This is a genomic window from Zooshikella ganghwensis DSM 15267, assembly GCF_000428585.1.
Classification (GTDB): Bacteria; Pseudomonadota; Gammaproteobacteria; order Pseudomonadales; family Zooshikellaceae; genus Zooshikella; species Zooshikella ganghwensis.
In genome coordinates this window covers 1-22,403 of record NZ_AUAF01000080.1, presented here as the reverse complement: position 1 = coordinate 22,403, position 22,403 = coordinate 1, and the positions used below count along the sequence as shown (strand labels likewise).

At 41.6% G+C, this 22,403-nt stretch carries 19 protein-coding genes; 15 read left to right on the top strand and 4 right to left on the bottom strand.

Annotated features, from left to right (window positions below; translation table 11 throughout):
- The 4 genes from F607_RS34695 to F607_RS0116170 form a co-directional block, all read left to right on the top strand.
- The coding region (locus F607_RS34695; protein ID WP_027708929.1) for a hypothetical protein at positions 1–217 on the top strand (217 nt) is incomplete at its 5' end.
- A gap of 688 nt (positions 218–905) precedes the next feature.
- The gene (locus F607_RS30090; protein WP_169719812.1) at positions 906–1,826 is read left to right on the top strand and encodes an ATP-dependent zinc protease family protein; all 921 of its coding nucleotides are present in this window, start codon (positions 906–908) and stop codon (positions 1,824–1,826) included.
- Positions 1,827–3,356 carry an inactive transglutaminase family protein gene (locus F607_RS0116175; RefSeq protein WP_027708928.1) on the top strand — a complete coding sequence of 510 codons (1,530 nt, stop codon included), beginning with the start codon at positions 1,827–1,829 and terminating at the stop codon, positions 3,354–3,356.
- A gap of 2 nt (positions 3,357–3,358) precedes the next feature.
- Entirely contained in the window at positions 3,359–4,303 is a 945-nt protein-coding gene (locus tag F607_RS0116170) for an alpha-L-glutamate ligase-like protein (protein WP_027708927.1), read from the top strand.
- 452 nt (positions 4,304–4,755) lie between these two features.
- Here the strand turns inward: F607_RS0116170 and nagE are convergent, their stop codons facing one another.
- Positions 4,756–6,687, bottom strand: coding sequence for an N-acetylglucosamine-specific PTS transporter subunit IIBC (gene nagE / locus F607_RS0116165; RefSeq protein ID WP_027708926.1), 1,932 nt, complete (start codon positions 6,685–6,687; stop codon positions 4,756–4,758).
- Positions 6,688–6,935: 248 nt separating this feature from the next.
- Here nagE and nagB point away from each other — a divergent pair, with 248 nt between their 5' ends.
- The 6 genes from nagB to F607_RS0116135 all read left to right on the top strand — a co-directional run bounded on the left by nagB (position 6,936) and on the right by F607_RS0116135 (position 13,212).
- Positions 6,936–7,736 carry a glucosamine-6-phosphate deaminase gene (gene nagB / locus F607_RS0116160; protein WP_027708925.1) on the top strand — a complete coding sequence of 267 codons (801 nt, stop codon included), beginning with the start codon at positions 6,936–6,938 and terminating at the stop codon, positions 7,734–7,736.
- Between the two features lie 22 nt (positions 7,737–7,758).
- On the top strand, positions 7,759–8,901 hold the full coding sequence (gene nagA / locus F607_RS0116155; protein WP_027708924.1) for an N-acetylglucosamine-6-phosphate deacetylase: 1,143 nt from the start codon (positions 7,759–7,761) through the stop codon (positions 8,899–8,901).
- A 57-nt stretch (positions 8,902–8,958) separates the two neighbouring features.
- Positions 8,959–10,203, top strand: coding sequence for an ROK family protein (locus F607_RS0116150; RefSeq protein ID WP_027708923.1), 1,245 nt, complete (start codon positions 8,959–8,961; stop codon positions 10,201–10,203).
- 245 nt (positions 10,204–10,448) lie between these two features.
- Entirely contained in the window at positions 10,449–11,855 is a 1,407-nt protein-coding gene (locus F607_RS30085; protein WP_211233655.1) for a dicarboxylate/amino acid:cation symporter, read from the top strand.
- Positions 11,856–12,051: 196 nt separating this feature from the next.
- The gene (locus F607_RS0116140) at positions 12,052–12,723 is read left to right on the top strand and encodes a DUF2959 domain-containing protein (RefSeq protein WP_027708922.1); all 672 of its coding nucleotides are present in this window, start codon (positions 12,052–12,054) and stop codon (positions 12,721–12,723) included.
- Between the two features lie 6 nt (positions 12,724–12,729).
- Complete coding sequence (locus F607_RS0116135) at positions 12,730–13,212, top strand: LEA/WHy family protein (RefSeq protein ID WP_038291602.1); 483 nt, start codon at positions 12,730–12,732, stop codon at positions 13,210–13,212.
- Between the two features lie 18 nt (positions 13,213–13,230).
- On the opposite strand, the gene F607_RS0116130 is transcribed toward F607_RS0116135, so the two are convergent.
- The 3 genes from F607_RS0116130 to F607_RS0116120 are packed head-to-tail and all read right to left on the bottom strand — an operon-like array spanning position 13,231 to position 16,281.
- A complete protein-coding gene (locus tag F607_RS0116130) occupies positions 13,231–14,073 on the bottom strand; it encodes a carbohydrate ABC transporter permease (protein WP_027708920.1) in 843 nt (280 codons plus the stop codon).
- A 19-nt stretch (positions 14,074–14,092) separates the two neighbouring features.
- Positions 14,093–15,004, bottom strand: coding sequence for a carbohydrate ABC transporter permease (locus F607_RS30080; RefSeq protein ID WP_051311554.1), 912 nt, complete (start codon positions 15,002–15,004; stop codon positions 14,093–14,095).
- Between the two features lie 29 nt (positions 15,005–15,033).
- Positions 15,034–16,281, bottom strand: coding sequence for an ABC transporter substrate-binding protein (locus F607_RS0116120; RefSeq protein WP_027708919.1), 1,248 nt, complete (start codon positions 16,279–16,281; stop codon positions 15,034–15,036).
- A 114-nt stretch (positions 16,282–16,395) separates the two neighbouring features.
- Between F607_RS0116120 and trmJ the strand changes: the two genes are divergently transcribed.
- From trmJ to F607_RS0116085, 5 genes are all read left to right on the top strand, one after another.
- On the top strand, positions 16,396–17,163 hold the full coding sequence (gene trmJ / locus F607_RS0116115) for a tRNA (cytosine(32)/uridine(32)-2'-O)-methyltransferase TrmJ (protein ID WP_027708918.1): 768 nt from the start codon (positions 16,396–16,398) through the stop codon (positions 17,161–17,163).
- 295 nt (positions 17,164–17,458) lie between these two features.
- Entirely contained in the window at positions 17,459–18,802 is a 1,344-nt protein-coding gene (locus tag F607_RS0116105; protein WP_027708917.1) for a vWA domain-containing protein, read from the top strand.
- 75 nt (positions 18,803–18,877) lie between these two features.
- Positions 18,878–20,539 (top strand): sensor histidine kinase, encoded by a 1,662-nt coding sequence (locus F607_RS0116100; RefSeq protein WP_027708916.1) that lies wholly within the window; start codon positions 18,878–18,880, stop codon positions 20,537–20,539.
- A gap of 84 nt (positions 20,540–20,623) precedes the next feature.
- Positions 20,624–21,307 carry a response regulator transcription factor gene (locus F607_RS0116095; RefSeq protein WP_027708915.1) on the top strand — a complete coding sequence of 228 codons (684 nt, stop codon included), beginning with the start codon at positions 20,624–20,626 and terminating at the stop codon, positions 21,305–21,307.
- A 350-nt stretch (positions 21,308–21,657) separates the two neighbouring features.
- A complete protein-coding gene (locus tag F607_RS0116085) occupies positions 21,658–22,242 on the top strand; it encodes a hypothetical protein (RefSeq protein ID WP_027708914.1) in 585 nt (194 codons plus the stop codon).
- Positions 22,243–22,403 lie beyond the last annotated feature (161 nt).

Here is a 22,403-nt window from a genome sequence, read left to right as displayed (position 1 = left end):
ACCTGTTGGCTGTTTGACTGAACGCATCAAAACAGAAGCCCTGATAAAAACGGTGGAGGCGGTTGTCACCGCGGATGAACCAAAGCAGCAACTGGAAGCATTTACCACGGCAATGATAAGTGTACTTCCTGAGCGCCAGTCAAAAAAACATTTAGCCGGTTTAGATTTGGGCAAACAAGAGCCCACTAACTCATTAAAATACAGAGCAGCGGCATGAGTAAACGAATGAATATGTCAATCTAAAAAAACTTCGGAATCGAGTGTCAGGCCAAAGTAAAGAAAAGCTACTATCAAAGTCGTATTTAGAAAAGCATTTAAACGTAACGAATTAATCAAATCCAACTGTCTTACAACGGTACATAACAATGAATAGTTTCAAGCCTTAACAATTGACTACCACACCCTTAAGTCAGATCGCAAAGGGTAAACTATAATTGCGAAGTTAAGTCGTCACCGTTATGGAAGCCTTTAGGCTAGCAGTTGTCATAGCAACACGATTCACAAATTGGTAAACCATAATACACTCTACGCCAAAGTAGAATTATCGTTCAAATTTCAATCTGTAATAGCGATAAAAGCGACAACAGTCACACAGAAAAATGATTCACGAACGATATAATAGCGGCCCGGACTAAACGGCAAATTATGTGTAATAAGTCGCAACCCGTGTAGTTGATTTGCAAAGCATTCACCGATATAGACCATACTTCACAATTATGCAGTTGCCTTTGCTCATAAGTAACCAATGACTGAACCCTGTGGCCTAACAAAAGTCACATCATTACATCTAAGTTAGGGATTCATTGGACCAATAGTTGGCCTTTTCCCATAATGAAGAATGTTTAGCCTGGACTCTAACAATAGCGGATACCATGATTGCTCAAATGAAAAACCAGGGAGCTTTAATGAGACACTACCACCAGCTAACACTCGCGTTAGTACTCGTATTAGCTGCTACGACCTCAAGTGCAAACTCCGCAGAGCATGCCATACAACCCGTGGTCATCAACATGCAAAACTGTTCCAGTGAGCCTCCTGAGAAAACAAAAGAAGACGATAATGAGAAAAGCAAGGTAAAAGCAGAACAATCAGCCCAGCCAGAGAAAACCATCGTCTATTGTCCTGCCGACAAAGACAAAGATGCTCATGGTGGTAAGTATGTTGTAGGAGAGATTGAATGGGTAACCCTTGACCCTCCAGGCGTTGTTTATAAAGCTCGAATTGATACAGGTGCGACGACATCCTCTCTTAACGCTTTTGATATCACTCCTTTTGAGCGGGATGGTGAGCGCTGGGTCAAATTCAAACTCACTGACCCCGAAACAAGTGAAACCGTTGAAATGAGCCGCAAAGTTGCTCGCCGGATCCGAATAAAACAGCATGGTACAGATGGACATCGACGCTATACTGTAAAAATGCGTCTACGACTGGGCACCATTGACCAACGAATTGAGTTCTCGTTAGCCGATCGAAGTGAATATGATTTTCCCGTACTTATTGGGCGAAACCTACTTAAAGACATTGCCGTTGTTGATGTCAGTAAAAAGCTATCAAAAAAACCTGTCATCACTGAAAGTGTCGCCGAGAACCGGAGTGAAAACCAAACAGCAGCCTCCAAACCCAGCAGCTCTCAAAAGCCTGCAACAAAGGCCACAAAAGATAAAGCTAAATCTAAAGCTGAGCCAGCACCGACACCTAAAGATGCAACTGAGAATGAGCCGCAGTCTAAACCGCTACCACCTGCTAAGCCTAAACCTTCAAGCAAACCAGCCAAAGAGTCCAACAAAAATAGTACTCCAGATCAAACCGCAAACGGAAAGCCATAAATGTCATCCAAAGTTCAGGTCTATTTATTTGCCTTTATTCTTATCTTTATTGGCATAGGTTTAACCATTTATAAAAATAGTGTTCTTGAATTTCCTTTACTACCAGGTGAACGAAGGGCGCTTTGGACCGTTGAAGCCAAAATAGAGTTTCAAGCAAAAGACGAACCTGTAATCGTATCTTTTGCCTTACCTCATAACCCTCCCAAAATGACTGTACTTGATGAAGATTTTACTTCTTCTGGATATGGCTTTGGCTGGGATAATAATACGCAACAACGTCGTGCCCAATGGGCAACTCGCAATGCAACGGGCCGTCAGGTGCTTTACTATAAGCTACAGGTGTATGAAGGTACTCGTCATCAGCAAGAGATTGAGGCTACTCCCCCTCCAGAGCCATCACCACCAGAGCTGGAGTCTGCACAAAAAACAGCCATTAACAACCTAGTTAATTTTGTCTATCAACGCTCCGCCTCACCCAGCACATTTGCTGCTGAGCTAATGCGCTTGATTAATGAACCCAGACCCATGGAGGACATATCTCTCTTATTGGGGAATAAAAACACCTCTTCCCGAAAAGTTAAAGTTGCCCTCGACACCCTTGCCCAAGCTAAAATCCCAGCACGCATTGCTCGAGGGCTCTTTCTTGAAGATGGCCGACGCAACCAAAAACTAACAACACTAATTGAAGTGTTTGAAAATGATCACTGGGTTATTTTTGACCCTCTAACCGCTGAACGAGGTATTCCTAATCATTTTGTACTCTGGCAAAGAGGAGGAAAATCGTTACTGGATGTAGAAGGCGGAGAAAACTCCAACGTATCATTTTCTATTATCGAAAGTACTCAACCCGCCAATTCCAGAACATTAGTTGAAAAAGCCAACGCCAAAGCCGCTTTGGTTGACTTCTCTATTTATAGTTTACCGATTGAACAACAAAATATTTTCAAATCAATACTGCTAGTACCTATTGGTGCGCTGATTGTTGTATTAATGCGAATCATCGTGGGTATTCGCACATCAGGCACATTCATGCCAATCCTTATTGCCATAGCATTTATCGAAACCAGTTTGGTGACTGGCTTAGCTATCTTCCTCATCATTGTCAGCATAGGCTTATTTATCCGCTACTACCTCAGCCACCTCAACTTGCTACTCGTTGCCAGGATATCTGCTGTCGTCATTGTGGTTATAGGAATCATGGCAGGTATGAGCATTCTCAGTTATAAGCTTGGCTTCAGTGAAGTCATGAAAGTAACATTCTTTCCAATGATTATCCTCGCTTGGACCATTGAAAGAATGTCAATCTTATGGGAAGAGGAAGGCCCCAAAGAAGTCTTTATTCAGGGTGGTGGCAGTTTGCTGGTTGCTACTTTGGCTTACCTATCAATGACAAACACATACATTGAGCACCTAACGTTTAACTTTCCTGAATTATTACTCGCATTACTAGGTGGTATTTTGATGCTTGGCCAGTATACCGGCTACCGCTTAACCGAACTTCGCCGTTTCCAACCCTTAGCAGAGAATTAACAATGTTTTTTACTTGGCCGAGTAAAATCCGCGCTAAGGGTATATTGGGAATGAATAAGCGTAATGTAAGTTACATTTCACGCTATAACCCAAGGCACTTATACCCTTATGTGGATAATAAGCTCAAAACTAAAATCGTAGCTGAAAAATATAATGTAGCGACCACAAAACTCCTTGGAGTCGTTGAATACCAATATCAAGTGAGAGAGCTTGGGCGCATCCTTGAGCCTTACCAGGGGTTTGCCATAAAACCCGCACAAGGAAGCGGAGGTAAGGGGATCTTAGTTATTTCAGGCAAAAGAAATGGCTTATTTGTCAAAACAAGCGGAGAAGAACTGTCTCTTAACGATGTTATGCGGCATGTTTCGAATACGCTAAGTGGCCTTCATAGTTTGGGTGGAAAGCCTGATGTCTCGATGATCGAGTCACTGGTTAATTTTGCTCCCGTTTTTGATAACTACAGCTATGAGGGTGTGCCTGATATAAGGATGATTGTCTTTAAGGGTTATCCTGTAATGGCCATGCTGAGGCTTTCGACTCATGCATCTGATGGTAAAGCAAACCTTCATCAGGGTGCAGTAGGCGTTGGTCTAGATCTTGGTACTGGCAAAGCGCTGCTGGCTGTGCAAAAAGGCCGTCCAATCCACAAGCACCCAGATACAGGTTTTGGATTCGACTCTCTGCAAGTACCTGACTGGGAAGTTATCCTTCACCTTGCTTCATCTTGCTACGAAATGACTGGGCTAGGCTATTTAGGTGCAGATATTGTGCTTGATAAAGAAGTAGGACCTCTTCTTTTAGAACTTAATGCTCGCCCTGGACTTGCCATACAAGTTGCCAATGGTATAGGGCTGGTCCCAAGGTTAAAGAAAGTTGAAGGTATTCAAAAACCGCATACAAGCGTAGAGGAACGCGTTAGCTTTTCAAAAGCACATTTTAGTATGTAGTCTGTGACAAATAGCATTTGCTAATCAAGGTGGATTATAGCGTCTGCCTTGATCTTCCTTATCTGTTTCCCCTTTCATCCTATCTCTTTGCTTATAAAGTGCAGCAACGTTTCAGCAGTTTAAAAAACTGCTATAAGCTTATAATTACTTTTATTTGCAACGCAAAAAAAGACCGCGCCAGAAGGCGCGGTTAAAAGTGCAGTTTCCCGCTGACAGCAATACCGATACCAACAACTATCAAGCGGTTCACAACTGCAGGGTTAAGAAACATTTCACGTGCTTGGAGCTTGCTATCATATCAGCAATTACTGATACATTTCCAAGAAATAGTACATATACTCCTTGCCTACTCTGGTCCAGCATCAGTAATAATCACAAAATCCAAACTGGTAATATTCAACCTCTTAACTCATTGAATAACAATAAGTATTTAGCACGTTAGTCATAAGACCTTAATGGTTAAGAACCAGTACAGGTTCCTTTCCTGCCGTAACTTGTCCAGTCTTTTTCTCCAATGAAGCAAACTGATCTACATTTGAGATCACGACAGGCGTAACAACTGACACGGCTGTCTTTTGTAAAAGCGGCAAATTCAAGCGAATAACTGGGTCTCCAGGTTTTACCCGAGTATTTTCTTCTATGAGCCTCTCGAATCCTTCACCTTTTAAATTCACCGTATCAACACCAAAATGGACAAATAATTCAACTCCAGCATCAGTTGTCAATGTGAAAGCATGATTAGTCCGGAATATTTTGCCAATCACTCCCTCACAAGGTGCAACAAGTGTATCTCCTGTTGGATTGATCGCTATACCATCTCCTGCCATTTTTTGCGCAAATACAGGATCAGGCACATCTTCAATAGCAATAATCTCTCCTGTCACAGGTGCTACGAGTACAGTCTGACCTTCTCTCGCTTGCTGACTATTCATTGAACTACTCTCTTTTTCAGTACCATGCTCAGCCTCGGAACTGCTGACTTCTGAATGACCTACAGCAACATCTGCAGGTATTGCTCTCATTTCATCAGCAAGTATAGCGGCCTGAGGACCAATAATGACTTGTACATTTTTTGTACCGAGCTTAACGATACCTTTAGCACCCAACGCTTCCAGTGTCTTTTCCTCAACTAAGCCTTGGTCTTTTACTGTAAGCCTTAATCGAGTCAAACACGCATCAATCTGAGTGACATTGTCATGCCCACCGAGCGCCATCAAATAACTAACTGCAGCACTGGTACTAGACCCTGCTAATGGCTGATTCTGATTCAAATCATTTTCGTCTTCTCGACCAGGCGTTTTTAAATTGAAGCGCTTGATTGCAAAAACAAATAGCACGTAATAAAGAACAAACCAAACCAGACCCAGAGGAATTAACCAAGCGCCTTTATTAGCTAGACCAAAGTTCAAGCCATAGTCAATTGCACCAGCCGAAAAAGCAAAACCGTGTCGGATATCCAAAAGGCTACAGACCGCTAGAGATAAACCAGTCAGTAATGCATGAATGAGATACAAGACAGGTGCTAAGAACATGAAGATAAACTCAACAGGTTCAGTTACACCAGTCAGAAAAGAGGTCAAGCCTACCCCTAGCAGTATCCCAGCAACCTTTTTACGATTCGCTTGTTTCGCTGTGGTATACATAGCCAAACAGGCTGCTGGCAAACCAAACATCATTACTGGGTAAAAGCCTGTCATAAATGCTCCAGCTGTTGGGTCACCCGCAAAGAAACGATGCAAGTCACCATTAACAACCTCCCCGCCAGCACCTGGGAAAGAGCCAAATACAAACCACACCAAGTTGTTGAGTACATGATGAAGGCCTGTAGGAATCAACAAACGGTTAGCGGTACCATAAACAAAAGCACCTACGGCGCCAGATCCTGTTATCCAGTTACCCACCATATCTATGCCATGCTGGATTGGCGGCCATATGTAGCCAAACAACACCGCTAAAATACAGCCAATAGCTGCAGTGATAATAGGAACCGATCGTTTACCCCCAAAGAATGCTAAATAATCAGGCAATTTTAAGCTGTTAAATCGGTTATAACTTAAACCCGCCACAACCCCCATTAAAATACCTGCCAACACCCCCATATCAATATGCTCATTGATTGTGGACATTGCCGTAGTGAGTACTAAATAGCCTACCCCACCCGCTAATGCTGCAGCACCTTGACCATCTTTAGAAAAGCCAATTGCCACACCAATAGCAAAAATTAGTGGTAGGTTTGCAAATATTGCTTCACCTGCCTTAAAGAGAAAAGGTATGTCAAATACATCTGTAGCCCCCAACCGTAGTAAAAGACCAGCTACTGGTAATACGGCTATGGGCAACATTAATGCTCGCCCTAACCCCTGAAACCAACCAAGAATATTCATCGTTACCTCCCGTCACTGCAAAGGGAAAGTTAAGCCAATTTTCGCAATTTTTTTGGAATATACCCTCACATTACCTTACACCAACTTTTTTTTCTTTGCAAAATAAGTTTTACAAATTTACTTGATCTGCGTAAAATAAATGACATATCCCTATTGTCTTAATTGTATTAACACCACTATGACAGACTTATTTGCATTAACTTTTTTCTCAACACGAATAAAGATATCTGTTTCACTGAGGTAACACTATGCGCCTGATACCTTTGCCGAGATCTACTAATGTCAGCCACTGGGTAGCTCACTACATTATTGAGAGCATTAATCAGTTTAAGCCTACTCAACAACATCCCTTTATTCTTGGCCTGCCTACTGGAGGCACCCCTCTCGGGATTTATCGATTATTGATAGAAGCCTACCAACAGCAAAAGGTAAGCTTTAAGCACGTCATTACCTTCAACATGGATGAATATGTTGGCCTGGCGTGGGATCATCCGCAAAGTTATCACTTTTATATGCAACAGAACTTCTTTCGGCATATTGATATTCTTGAGGAAAACACTCATATTCCAAATGGAAATACATCTGACCTGGATGCTGAATGTAAACGTTATGAGCAAACAATCAGCCAGTTTGGCGGAGTACATTTGTTTCTGGGCGGAGTTGGTTCTGATGGACATATTGCCTTTAATGAGCCAGGTTCATCATTAGCATCTAGAACACGCATTAAAACGCTAACCGACGAAACACGACAGGCAAATGCACGTTTTTTTGATGATGATCTGAACGCCGTTCCAAAGCTCGCACTCACTGTTGGAATTGGTACGCTACTTGACGCCAAAGAGTTGCTGATTATGGCAACTGGTAGCAATAAAGCCGATGCAGTCCAACATGCCGTTGAAGGTGCTGTAAGTCACCAGTGGCCTGTTACCGCTATACAGCTTCACCCCAAAGCGATCATTACTTGCGACCATGATGCCGCTCAAGAACTGAAAGTCAAAACACTCACGTATTACCAAAAACTAGAAGCTGAAATTATCTGTCAATATTAATTTTATTACGAGAAAATGCAGTATGTACGCACTCATTAATGGACGCATTTTTACCAGTGAAGAAACTCTCGAGCAGCATGCGGTTGTCATTGAAAACGCATTAATTAAATCCTTAGTACCAACAAGTACACTACCCAATGACATTAAGAAAATTGACTTACAAGGACTTAACGTCTCACCAGGATTTATTGATCTACAATTAAACGGTTGTGGTGGCCGTCTATTCAATGATGATATAAGCGCAGAAACACTCGATATTATGCACAAAACAAACCTGCGCCATGGTACTACCCATTATTTAGCAACACTGATTACTGCGAATGATGCACAAATAAAGCACGCACTGGAAACAGTAAAAAATTACAAACAAAATCACTCATCTGTTCTTGGTTTGCATTTAGAAGGTCCTTATATTAACCGCCAAAAAAAGGGTATTCATGATCCTGATCAAATTCGTCCTTACGATCTTGATATGATAAAGCTCATGGCAGACTATGGTGGCGATACATTAAAAGTTGTTACACTCGCACCAGAATTAACCACTGCAGAAATTATTCAATTACTTATAAAAAATAATATTACTGTTTCTGCAGGACATAGCCTTTCTGACTACAACACGGCACAACATGCATTTCAAGCAGGCATATCAATGGCTACTCACTTGTTTAATGCAATGCCTTCCATCTCTGCACGAACACCAGGCTTAGCAGCAGCGATTTTAGATAATCCAAACGTTTTTGCTGGAATTATTGTTGATGGAGTTCATGTTGACTACCCACTCGTTAAACTGGCCAAAAAATTAAAGCATCAACATCTATTTTTAGTGACCGATGCGGTTTCACCCGCAGGCACAAATATGACAGCATTCAAACTGGGACCTCATAACATTCAAGTTAAAAATGGTCAGTGTATTGCAGAAGATGGTACTATTGGCGGATCTGCATTAACCATGAATAATGCAATTATTAATTGTGTGAACCATGTGGGTATAGAACTCGCCGAAGCATTAAGAATGGCTACACTCTACCCGGCCAAAGCAATAAACCAGGGTCATCATCTTGGCAAGATTGCACCAGGCTATAGTGCTGATTTAGCAATTTTTGATAATAGTTTAAATGTAACAGCCGCGGTAAGTGCTGGACAGTGGCATAACACGGTAAAATAAAGGCAAAAAAGACTCTATTTGCTTTAAACTTAACATTTGTAAAAAATACTGAGGTTTATGGCTCCCTTTATTAAAGGCAATATTGATCTTGTTAGGCAGCTAAATACGGCAACGATTTATCGCACGATCAATTACGATGGTCCAATTTCACGAACCCGTCTAGTAGAAGTGACTAGTTTGGCGGCTGCTAGTGTCACTAAGATCACACGACAGCTGATTAATGCAGGTTTAGTCCAAGAGGTTTCTCAGGAAGAGTCAACCGGTGGGCGACGTCCAACATTATTAGCCACAAATAAAGAGCGATTCTATATCATCTCAACCAAACTGGGCCGAGGATTTTTGGAAGTCACCCTAAACCGCTTAAACAAAGAAGTCGTCGACCATCGCAAACTAACACTAAAATACCAAAACCCCGAAGCAGTCCTCCAAGAGACATGTGAAGTCATTCACGATATATTGAGGAGTAACAGTCAAGTAAACCAACAGCGGATTCTAGGCATCGGTCTCGCGATGCCAGGTTTAATTGACCCCACCAAAGGGATTGTTATTGAAAACCCTCACTATCAATTTAAACACTTTCCAATCGTCGAGTTTTTTGAGCGAGAATTTAATATAACAACATTTGTTGATAATGATATCCGCAGCCTGGCCCTCGCAGAAAACTACTTTGGTGCTTCGCAAGGCATTAAAGACTCAGTATTAATCAGCGTAAGGCATGGTATCGGGGCAGGAATTATGATTAACGGGCAGCTGTTTTATGGCTGTAACCAAAATGCTGGTGAGGTAGGCCATATATTTATTGAAGAGTTTGGCCCTAAGTGTAACTGTGGTAATTATGGATGCTTAGAGACTGTTGCCTCTAACCCTAGCATTATTCGCCAAGCTAAAGAGTTACTCGCTCATGGTCACCCTAGCCAGTTAACATCCCTTCCTTCTTACCAGTTAAATGACCAGGAAGTTACCATTAAAGATATCTGCCAGGCAGCACTGAATGGTGATGAGCTATGTCAAGCAGTTATCAAGCGCGTTGGTAATTACTTGGGTCTTGCCATTGCTACAGTTATTAACCTGTTTAACCCTCAAATGATTATTATTGCAGGTGACATTGTTAAAGCTCAGCATTTCTTATTTCCAAGCATTAAAAAGCAAATGGAAGATAAAGCTTTGCAAAGTTTTGCCTGTAAAACCCGCATACTCGCCAGCCAAGTTGATACCAATGAAACCATCGGCGCATTTTCATTAGTGCAAAGGGCGCTGTTAGAAGGTAAATTATTCACCCGGCTTGGCCTAAACTCGATGTAATCAAACCGACACCCTACATTACGTCTACTGCGATAACATTTAAGGTCAGATGCAGCAAGTAATTTTGCGAGTGACTTGAGTTCATCGCACGGGTGTTTTATGTTTTGCCTCCCTTTATTAGCAATCACTTTGACAGGAGGCAACACCCTAGTCGGTATACGTAGTTTCCGCAATTGATCAACGAGTGAGCTTTTTTAAAGATCGGCCATTTGATATACAAAACAATGATAGTCGAGGGAAGTCTTGTGTCTTTTATTCTTCGGAAATACCTAGCGGTTCCATTACTCATCCGCATACTGGCAAGTTTTGTCAGTGGTTCTCTAATAGGTTGCTTGCTTTGGTGGCTTAGTTACCAAGTAGGGCAAGACACCATTAGTGAGGTGCTTAGCTATATCACCCCATTTGGTGAAGTTTTTGTCAAAATGCTAAAAATGATCGTTATTCCGGTCATCTTTTTCTCGCTTGTAGTGGGTGCCGCAAGTTTACCACTGCAACGCTTTGGCAAAATTGGTGTTAAAGTGCTTGGCTGGTACTTTTTCTGTTCTCTACTTGCTGCAACGGTAGGTGTAATTATTGCCCTCGCGGTTGATCCTGGCAGCAATAGTCAGTTATCTGGATGGCATAGCATTACCCAGGGTTTAACTAATCAAGCCAGTGATATATCAAGCAAAGCGGCAGCAGCTCAAGAGCAAGGATTAGCAACCGTCTTACTGAGCATGTTTGAAAACCCTTTTACAGCTCTTTCTGAAGGTAACTTTCTTGCGATTATCACGTTCTCTATTCTGTTTGGCTTAGCCTTAAGGGTTATCCAAGAAAAAGCAGAAGCTAACAATGAATCATCAACTCACCTTGTCACGCTTTTCAACATTATCAATGCGGCACGTGACTGTATCTTCAAGCTGGTAGACTGGATTATGGAATACACCCCCATAGGTGTGTTTGCTCTGTCTATTGGTAATTTTGCGCTTTATGGACCTTCCATTGCAGGACCATACATTAATGTTGCCTTTGGTGTCATTGTTGCCGTACTGCTGATGGTATTTGTTGTTTATCCTATGCTGTTAGCTGTAACCACAAGGCAAAACCCACTACCTATCATGAAAAAAATGCAGGAAGCCATCATCACTGCATTCATTACACGTAGTAGTGCCGCCACCCTTCCCGTCTCTCTCAGAACCATTGAAGAAGACTTAAAAGTTAAAAATGAGCTGGCCAGTTTCTCTTTACCTTTAGGTGCAACCATTAACATGGACGGTGTGTGTGTTCACTTACCCATGTTTGCTATCTTGGCTGCAAATATGTTTGGCTTTGACTTAGGCTTTGGCAGTTTGCTGGTTATGGTCCTCACTACAGTACTTGCTTCTATTGGTGCAGGTGGTGTGCCTGGTGGCAGTTTGATGCTACTGTTCATTATCCTACAAGGGTTAGGTCTGTCTCAGGACCAAGTAGCTATTATTGTGGCCCTGGCGTTAGGTATTAATCCGATTTTGGATATGTTTGAGACCGCCAATAACGTCACTGGCGATATGGTGTGTACTTATGCTGTCGCCAAACAAGAAAATCTGCTTGAGGATGACTTATCAACGGATTGTAGTGATGTCTCCGCAAATACAGGCTACCAAGCAGCTGATACTGCGACCTCATCAGACTAGCGAGATTTCCCAGTAAGCTGCTCAATACCGATGTGCCTCCTGACCTAGGAGGTACATTTCCTTGCCCTCCCAACATAAACTTTTTTATCCACTCTTGACCTGTAAAACAAGCTTTCTTTATCTTCACTATACTCTACGTTTAATTCCCCTTATTATGCATCAATTCATGTGTATCTAATGACAAAGTGATAGCCTTATGAAACGCTTGAATTTCGTACCCTCTTTACTTTTCCCTGTTCTCTTCCTACTACCTTTAAGCCTACTACTGAGTGGCTGTCAGTCCGCTTACTACTCTACGTTGGAAAAAGTGGGCTATCACAAACGTGATATTTTAATTGATCGTGTTGAAGATACTCAGCAGTCTCAAGAAGAAGCCCAACAACAGTTCCAATCCGCACTGGAACATTTTCAGGCTGTTGTGAACTTCGATGGTGGTGAACTACAAACCTTATACGACACATTAAAAGCTGACTTTGATAAAAGCCAAGACGCGGCTGAGGAAGTCAGTAGCCGAATCAATAAAGTCGAAGATGTCGCTGAAGCTTTGTTTGAAGAGTGGGAGGGTGAACTTGCCTTGTACCAAAACCAGTCCCTTAAGCGTGATAGTGAACGTAAACTTAGGCAAACAAAACAGAAATATCAGCAACTCATTACGGCCATGCGTCGCGCAGAGAAAACCATGCAACCTGTACTCACCACTTTTCAGGATCAAGTACTTTACCTGAAGCATAATCTCAATGCTCGCGCTATCGCCTCATTAAAAGGTGAACTTAAAAATATACAACAGGATATTAATCAACTGATCCGAGAAATGCAGCGCTCAATACATGAGTCCAAAGCATTTATACAACAGCTGCAGCAAGGTTAAATCATTATGCACTGGCCTTTCCTTCCCAAAGCAGCCCGTTTATACATCACACTACTCGCTAATCTACTGCTATTAGCTGGCTGCGCGACACTCTCTAGTACCTATGAAAAGCCGCAACTCTCATTAAACTCACTGCACATCCTTGAACCAGATGGACTAACCCAGCGTTTTGCGCTGGGGTTACAGATTATGAACCCTAATGATCGGCCCTTAAATATTAAAGGGCTGTATTACACTATTGAGTTAGAAGGCTATGAGCTTATTTCCGGCGTATCTAATCAAATACCTGAAGTGCCCGCGTTTGGCACCGCTAATTTTACGGTTCATGCAAACACTAACCTAATTAATAGTATCCGCTTTATTAACGCCATTATTAAGCAACCAAAAGACACCTTCAGCTACTCATTATCAGGTAAACTGAGTTTGGATAATTTCTACCCTCGGCAAGTGAACATTGAACAAGAGGGAAATATTTCACTTAAGCATTAAGCGCTCATGATCGGAACACTAGCCTTTGACAGCTCCCGCAGTCAGTCCAGCGACAATTTTACGTTGAAATATCAGCACCAGCACAATTAGAGGGACAGTTACAACCACTGAAGCTGCCATAATTATTCCCCATGGCAGCTCATGCTGACTGGCACCACTAATCAATGCAATCGCGACAGGTACCGTACGCTGGTGCTCACTTAAGGTAAAAGTTAAGGCAAATAGAAACTCATTCCATGCAGCAATAAACGCTAGTAAGCCTGTTGTGACGAGCGCAGGCCATAGTAATGGCAAAAAAACATTAAAAATCATATGCCGTGGACGCGCGCCATCCATAATAGCGGCTTCTTCAATTTCTAACGGCAGTTGTTGCATAAATGTAGTAAGCACCCATACCGTAAAAGGTACGGTAAAAATCAAATACGATAAAATTAAACTGCCTAAATGATTATATAACCCCAACCACTGAATCAATTCAAATAAACCTGATAAAACAGCCACTTGAGGAAACATAGACACGCCTAAAACCACCATTAACAAGGTTTTACGCCCATAAAACTCACGGCGTCCTAATGCATAAGCGGCAGTCACACTTAATAGTAATGATATAAAAACCACTAAAGTAGAAACAATTATGGAGTTAATAATATTAATACCAAAGGGTTGCTGCTCAAATACCGCTAAATAATTTGTCCAGTGCCAGTGTTTAACCCAGTAATCGACTTGGAATAATTCAGCCCCCTCTTTAAATGAGCTAATAATTGCATAGTAAAAAGGAAAGATGCAATAAATAAGTATGCATACAAGCCATATCGTAAAACCTATTTTGGTCAGTATTTTTTTAATTTTTAAAGATGAAATAGCCAAACCAAAATCCACTTTAAAAACGCTGATAAAAACGATGCCGCCCAGCATATAAAAAAATCACAGTGCATAGTGCTATTACCATAAATAACATGGTAGAGGCTGCTGAACCATAACCAACCAGCTGAAACGCAACCAATTGCTGTCGAGCAAATACAGACATAGACATAGTGGCCGTGCTGTTTGCTGTTAACACATAAATTAAATCAAACACTCGCAGAGCATCTAGTGCTCGAAATACCACAGCCACCATAACCCCTGGTGCAATTAACGGTAATGTTACCTTCCAGAATGTTTTTATTGTTGAGACACCATCCACTTTTGCCGCTTCAAATAATTCTTTTGGCAACATTTGTAAGGCAGCTAAAGTCAATAATGCCATAAAGGGTGTCGTCTTCCAGACATCCACTAAAATGACTGCCCACATTGATAAATCGGGGTCAGCAGTCCAGGCTAATGGCTCGGATATCAACCCACATAATATTAATAAGTCATTAATGACCCCAAACTGATCGTGTAGCATCCAACTCCACATCCGTGCAGAAACAATGGTTGGAATAGCCCAGGGAATTAGTACAGCTGCACGAACCCAACCTCGCCCAGGAAACGTTTTATGCAGCGTTAAAGCAATGGCAACACCGAGTACGGTTTCCATCGCAACTGAAACTACTGTAAAAAATAACGTATTATAAACTGCATTCCACCATACAGAATCCGCCAGTAATCCAAACCACTGATTCTGATAGCGCACTAAATAATTTTCCAAACCGACAAATGTATAATGATCTAAATTAGCCAGGCTAGCATCAGTAAAACTAAACCAGATAGTGCGAAACAATGGCCAACCCGCAACTGCAAACAATGTCACTAAAACAGGTAATAATAGCCAGACAATTTGCCACCAACTGCCTGTAGAAATTCTACTCACAACATGTAACTCTCATGCAGTTAATTTCCTTACCAACGTCCACCTTTACTGATCCGCAACAGCTGCCTGGATAACTGCTCCAGTGCCACATTGGCTTTTTGTCGTCCTGCTAATACTTGATGGATCTGATTATAAAATGCAGCTGACACTTGATTATATTTTGCCCCTGTCACAGTAGATGGTCTGGCAATAGCGACATTAAGTGTTTTTACCAACTTACCAAAAAAAGGATTAGCCGCTAGCACCTGCTTATCTTGGTATAGACTGGGAATTGTCGGGTTATAAGAACCCGCTAACGCTCGTCTTTTCTGCTCTTCTTCACTCGTTAAGTAGCGTACAAGGTCAATTGCGATATCAGCATGCTTAGAATACTTTGAGACTGCCAGCTGCCACCCCCCTAAGGTCGCAGCATGTTGACCATTCCCTGATTTAGGAACAGGCGCAACACCCACTTTACCTCGAATTGGGCTATCTTCATGCTGGGTTAATGCCCAAACATACGGCCAGTTTCGCATAAAGACCGCATGGCCAGATTGAAAAACACCACGCGCGTCTTCTTCTGCATAATTCAAAACCCCTGGAGGAGATATATCGCCAATCCAACTGGCAGCCATTGTTATAGCCTGTTCCGCTTGCTTATTATTAATTGAAATCTTGCCATCTGACTCAACAATTTGGCCACCACCATAGCTGTTTACCCACTCCAACGCATTACAGGTTAAGCCCTCGTAAGCCCTGCCCTGCCAGGTAAAGCCCCACATTTTGTCAAGACCTGCTTTACGCTCCTCGGTCATAATGTGCTTGGCTATCCGCGTCATGTCTGACCAAGTTCCTGGAATGGGCTGCTGATACTTTTCTAATAAATCTTTACGGTAATACAACACCCCTGCATCCGTGTACCAAGGCATCGCAATCAACTGGCCATTAACGGTATTATTGGCAATAATCGTAGGAAAATGCTGCTTGACCTGCCCCGCTAGAGGTTTAGCTAAATCAACAAAGTGTGGCGCTAAGATACCAGGCCAAACCACATCAATTTGAAACACATCAATGTCGGCTGTTTTAGCCGCAAGCAGCTGCTGATACAACGCCAGCCGTTCAGAAGATGAGGCAGGCGTTGAAACAACACTCGCTTTATGCCCACTCCGTTTTTCCCATATAGCAACGCCTTCTCTACACAGCTCTACTTGACGTCCTACAGCGCCACATAAAATTGCTATGGTTGCAGCATGACTCATACTCATCCAACAACACAAAATGATTAAGCAAATTCGCATAACATCATCCCTGAATCCGAGTGATCAAAATGTAAACCTGGCACCTCAGGCTAACATTCATTCTATGACGCTTTAAGGTATACTACGTCATTTAACTGTGACGACTGATTCATCATGTTAAGCAATATCCGCGTTATACTGATTAACACCTTTCACCCCGGCAATATTGGCTCTGCGGCACGCGCCATGAAAAACATGGGGATTCGTAATCTCTATCTTGTCGATCCCCAGGATTTTCCGAATGAGCAAGCACTCACTATGGCAGCTGGTGCAAAAGATATTGTCGAGCAAGCTGTCATCACCTCAACGCTCGCAGAGGCTATTGCTGACTGCAGCTTTGTGATTGGCACCAGTGCCAGAGATCGCACCCACTCGCTACCACAAATGAATGCACGAGAATGCGGAGAGCGAGTGATCACAGAAAGTCAGTCTCACCTTGTTGCCTTGGTATTTGGCCGAGAAACAATGGGCTTGCACAATGATGAGATTCAACAGTGCAATGCGCATACATATATTTCTGCTCATCCCGATTATCCTGTATTAAACCTAGCCGCTGCGGTACAAACCATATGCTATGAAATATATATGGCTCACCAGATACAGGCAGAACAACCCTATAAATCAAACAGTAACCAAAAAGAGAAAACCTATCCCAATACGCAACAAATGGAGTATTTTTACCAACACTTAGAAACAACTCTGCGTAATATCGGGTTTCTCATCAAACAACACCCTGGTAATACTATGCTAAAGCTAAAGCGCTTATTTAACCGAGCACGACCAGAGCGACAAGAGCTAAGTATTTTAAGAGGGGTTTTAAGTGCTATCGATAAACTGGCCGAATCAACAAAAAAAGAGTCCACTAAAAAAGAAGAGCGTTAAACCGAATTTTTAAAACACGCCCACCCTTTTTTGCTATACCCCAATATGAGCAACTGGTGTATTTAATTGTTCATCGACAACCAAAAGGCTGGATAACTCTTTTTGCTGCAAGGAAGCAGTAACCAAGTCTTCAGGGGGAGTATTCATAGCGCATTCACAAGGCTTTTCACAGGTGTTCAAAAAGGCTTTACGATACCTTTTACAAACTTTTTACATATCACTTACGTTTGTCTGACCACACCGCCAGGCTTAGGGATTACAGTAAAGTACAAAGCCCTTTACGAGGAAAATAAAAATGAGCCTAAAGAAACCCTTCGCCCGAATAGCCATTGGCTTAATCAGCAGCTTGGTGTTACTCACTCAACCAGCTAACGCCAAAGCACCACCCGTTAACCTATCTGTTGACTTAGCCACCCCTGTGTTAGAAGCAGAAAAAGCCCAAACAGCCTTTGTTAAAATTTCGCTAACGGGTCTCCAACAGGACATCGAAAAACTGCAACGTACTCCCACCAATATTACTATCGTTTTAGACAAGTCAGGATCCATGCAAGGCAATAAAATCCGCCACGCTAGAGAAGCCGCTATCATGGCCATCAATCAACTAGGGCCACAAGACATAGTCTCTGTGGTAACTTATGACACAACAGTCAGCGTCGTGGTACCTGCAACCAAAGTTATCAATAAAAATAATATTGCCACAATGATACGACAAATCAGGGCTAATGGTTCAACTGCTCTATTTGCAGGTGTAAGCAAGGGGGCAGATGAGTTACGCAAATATATCAGTGCAAACCGTGTTAATCGCGTTATTTTATTGTCAGATGGACTGGCAAATGTAGGGCCTCAGTCACCTTCAGAGTTGGGTCAATTAGGTGCATCCTTAGCAAAAGAAGGCATAAGTGTCACAACAATTGGTCTTGGGCTAGGCTACAATGAGGACCTAATGACACAATTAGCGGGCTTTAGCGATGGTAATCATGCCTTTGTTGAAAATGCACAAGATCTTGCAAAAATATTTCAAAGCGAATTCGGTGATGTACTATCAGTGATAGCCCAAGAGGTAAATATCGAAATTCGCTGTATCAATGGTGTACGACCACTGCGGATTCTTGGTCGAGAAGGAGAAGTGATTGGTAATAAAGTGAGAACCAGACTAAACCAGCTGTATAGTACCCAAGAAAAATACCTAATTCTTGAAGTTGAAATACCACCAAGCAAAGCAGGCCAGCAAAAAGACATCGCCTCAGTTCAAGTTAACTATAACAATATGTTAAACAAAAAACAGGAACAACTATCAGGCTTAGCCATTGCTCGCTTTTCTCAGTCTAAACAGGAAGTCACAGAATCAATTAACAAAAAAGCCTATGAGGATTCAGTAGAGCAAGTAGCCAATGCCGCATCAATTAAAGCCATACGGTTACGTGATGAAGGTAATATTCCAGCGGCAAAAGCTGCTCTTCAGCAAAGTGCTGATTACCTCGCAGAAGAATCAAAACGAGTAGATTCTGAAAAACTGAGAGTGCAACAGGAAGAGGTGCTTGATGATGCTACAGCCCTTGAATCAGAAGCTGATTGGAACAAAAACCGCAAACGCTTAAAGGAAAAACAGTATAAACGTGCTAAACAACAGAGCTATTAATTGATACCTGAATTTCAAAACAGTCAATTAAGGGGACCTCTAAATAGAGGTTCTCTTAAAAAAATGATGCCATAAATGAAACACATATCAACCCAACAAAAAATCAAAATCATTCTTATATTACTTATCACACTACCTATTTGCCTACTTGCCTGGCTTAGCTTTCAACTACAAAAAAATGAACAGATCGTTCAAGCTCATCAAGCACAAAACCTTATAGAAACCAGATTAAAAGCCGTAGAAAGAGAGCTGACAGCTTATTTTGAACAGTTGGAAGTTCAACTAAGGTCTGATCATCAAACACTGGCGGAACTCCCTCAAAACCAATCAACAGATCAGGTGAGGAATTATTTACGCGAGTCCCCTTTAATTCAAAATATCTTTATTTTAAGCAGTACAGGTCACTTACTCTTTCCTCCCAACATTCAAACGTCAATTAAAGAAAAAAGCTTTATTAGTCAAACAAAATCTATATGGAGCAACCCTGAATTGTTTGAAAGCTTAGCCAGTCATGAAGAAACATCACCTTTACCTTCTACCATCGACCGATCAGCACAGCTAGAAGCTTATGTTAGCCCGGTAAGCCAGAAAAAAGCGGTAGCCAGTTTTGCTCCCAGCATATTATCCAGTGGCTGGATTAGCTGGTTCTCAGAAAATCATCATCGCTTACTATTTTGGGTAAAAGACTCCACAAACCGTGTAATCGGGTTTGATTTAAACCGTATGCGCATGCTGTCTGATCTTATTAATCGCCTTCCTGATGCTACACAACTTCATAATGGACTCAATCAGTCTGCTATCCAGTTATTAGACGATAATTCAAGTGTGCTGTACCAGTGGGGTAATTACCAGGTAGCCGATAATGAACAACCGCTAGGTACACGGTACTTGTCTCCACCTTTAGCAAACTGGAAAGTAAATTATTTCAGTCATAAAGCCACAGCCACAATATCAACCTGGTTGAGCACGCTTGCAGGCTCACTGGCTTTTGGACTCACCCTTATAGGCTTAGGTATCTATTTTTATCGAGAACATCAGCGTGAAATGCAACAAGCCCAACAGCGGGTGAGCTTTGTCAATCAGGTATCTCATGAGTTGAAAACCCCTCTCACAAATATACGCATGTACGCTGAGCTCATGGCTGAGCAATTGTATGAAGAAGATCAACAGCAAAAAAGATACATAAATGTCATCACTGGTGAAAGCCTACGGCTTTCACGCCTTATAGAAAATGTACTTAACTTTTCCAGAAGCCAGCGCAATGCCATTAAAGTTAATAAGGCACCAGGCATTATCGATGAGTGTATTAAAAATACCATTATTGCTTTTGAAGCCACATTACATAATAAAGGTATATTGTTTGACGTAACTTATGGTGCTGAAAAAACAGTGTATTTTGATAAAAGTATTATCGAACAGATATTAAATAACCTGCTAAGCAATGCAGAAAAGTATGCCCATACAGGCAAAAAAATTCATTTAACAACCCTTCTTGAAGATAACCAGTGTAAAATCACGGTCCAAGACTATGGTCCTGGTATTCCTCCCGCTGCACAAAAAAAGATCTTCGATCCATTTTATCGCGTTAGCTCTAAGTTAACCGATGGTATCAGTGGTACAGGAATAGGACTGAGTATTGCGCGTCAGCTTGCCAAGTTACATGGAGGCAACCTTATTCTTATTCCTTCAGAGGTAGGTGCATGTTTTCAATTAAGCATCAATATTGCTCCAAACTAACTATACCCAAAACGAAGGTTTTTTAGGGAAATGATTCGTGAAGGGTATATCAAGCCCTATCTATGATTCTGGTGGAGAGTTCATATGAAAGTATTAATTGCAGAAGATGATACCTTTATTCGCGAAGGCTTAAATGACTTACTCAGTAATGAAGGCTACAGTTGTATTCTTGCCGAAAATGGACAACTAGCCTGGCAGGCTTTTCAATCAGAAAAACCGGAACTGGTACTTTTAGATATTATGATGCCTGAAAAAGATGGCTACTCACTCTGTAGAGAAATTCGGCAGCATAATCAGAACATACCTATTATTTTTATCACCGCAAAATCTGAAGAAATTGATCAAGTACTCGGCTTAGAGTTAGGTGCGGATGACTATATTATGAAGCCATTCGGCACCCGAGAGGTTATAGCCCGAATTCGTGCAGTTACTCGTCGTTATTTAAAAACCCAAACTCAACATAAACAGAATAATTCATTCAATTTACATGACTTGGTTATTTACCCTGATGAACTAAGAGCACAACGAGGCGAACAAATTATTGATTTAAGTTTGCGGGACATCAAAATTATCAAACTTCTCTATGCTATGCGAGGCAAAGTGGTTGATCGAGATACCTTATTCAATCAATGCTGGGGACGAGACTATTTTGCATCAAGTAGAACACTCGACCAACATATTTCAAAGCTTCGTAAAGCCATTGAAGTTGACCCCAAAAACCCCACTGTCATAAAAACAATACATGGTGTCGGCTATCGGATTGAGTAGCCTTTTTTTAGATATACCCATCAGGAAATTTTTTTATCCTTCTAAACTACTATTAACAATGCTCCCAGCACCTGCTTCACAAACAAACTCAAGTGCTGTAAATACCTCTATTTCCGCCTATTCTTAATACAATATACAAAGACAGGCTTATGACTCAAAAAGCATTCAAAGCCTCTGCAAAAAAAGTAGCTAAGGATATTAAAGCGGAAAGTTCCTTAATTGATTTACGAGCACTCAAAAAGTTATAGCTGGAACAGCCATTAATACAACTCCAGAGGAGTATTTAAATGATTGTAAGCAGAAACAGACCATCGTACCCAGTGAGTATTAATCATGGGTAAGTTCAGCTGATGACTTTACATAACCTTCTAAATAAAACCCTTATATATATTCTACTGATGTTTATTACTTCTTTGGTATCAGTACAAGCTAAAACTTATCACTTTGCGTACATTTATGGGTTAGTCGATCAAGAAGTATCAGTCATCATTATGGACAAGGTCTACCAACGGTTAGGGTTAGGCTTTCAAGCAACACCTCTACCTGGCTTACGCGCCCAGCAACAAGCTAATTCCGGCGCTGTGGATGGAGAGGTAATGCGAATCTTTGCTTATGGAGGACAGACCCCCAATGTCATCCGAGTACCAACACCTTTTTATAGCGTGATAACCATGGGTTATGTTAAGAAAGGCTCTAATATTAAGGTATTAGATAAAAGTTCTCTAGCAAGTTATAAACTTGTGAAAGTATTAGGAGTGAAACATACTGACTTAATCTCTGATGAAGTTGACCCCAAAAAAATCTATAATGCTCACGACCCTCTTAAGATGATGCGTTATCTTCAATCAGGAGGCGCACAAATTGCGTTGACCAACCCATTAGAGGGAACAGTCGTCCTAAAACAGTTGGGATATAATAATATCATGAGACTGTAAAAGATTCTGTGTAACCGCCTATTCTTAATGTTAACAATGTATAAGGATAGGCCATTATGGTGACTCAAAAAGAACTCGAAGCCTTTGCTAAAAAAGCCGCCAAGGGCATTAAAACAGAAAAAGACCTCAATCAATTTGCACAAATGCTCAAAAAGGTCACG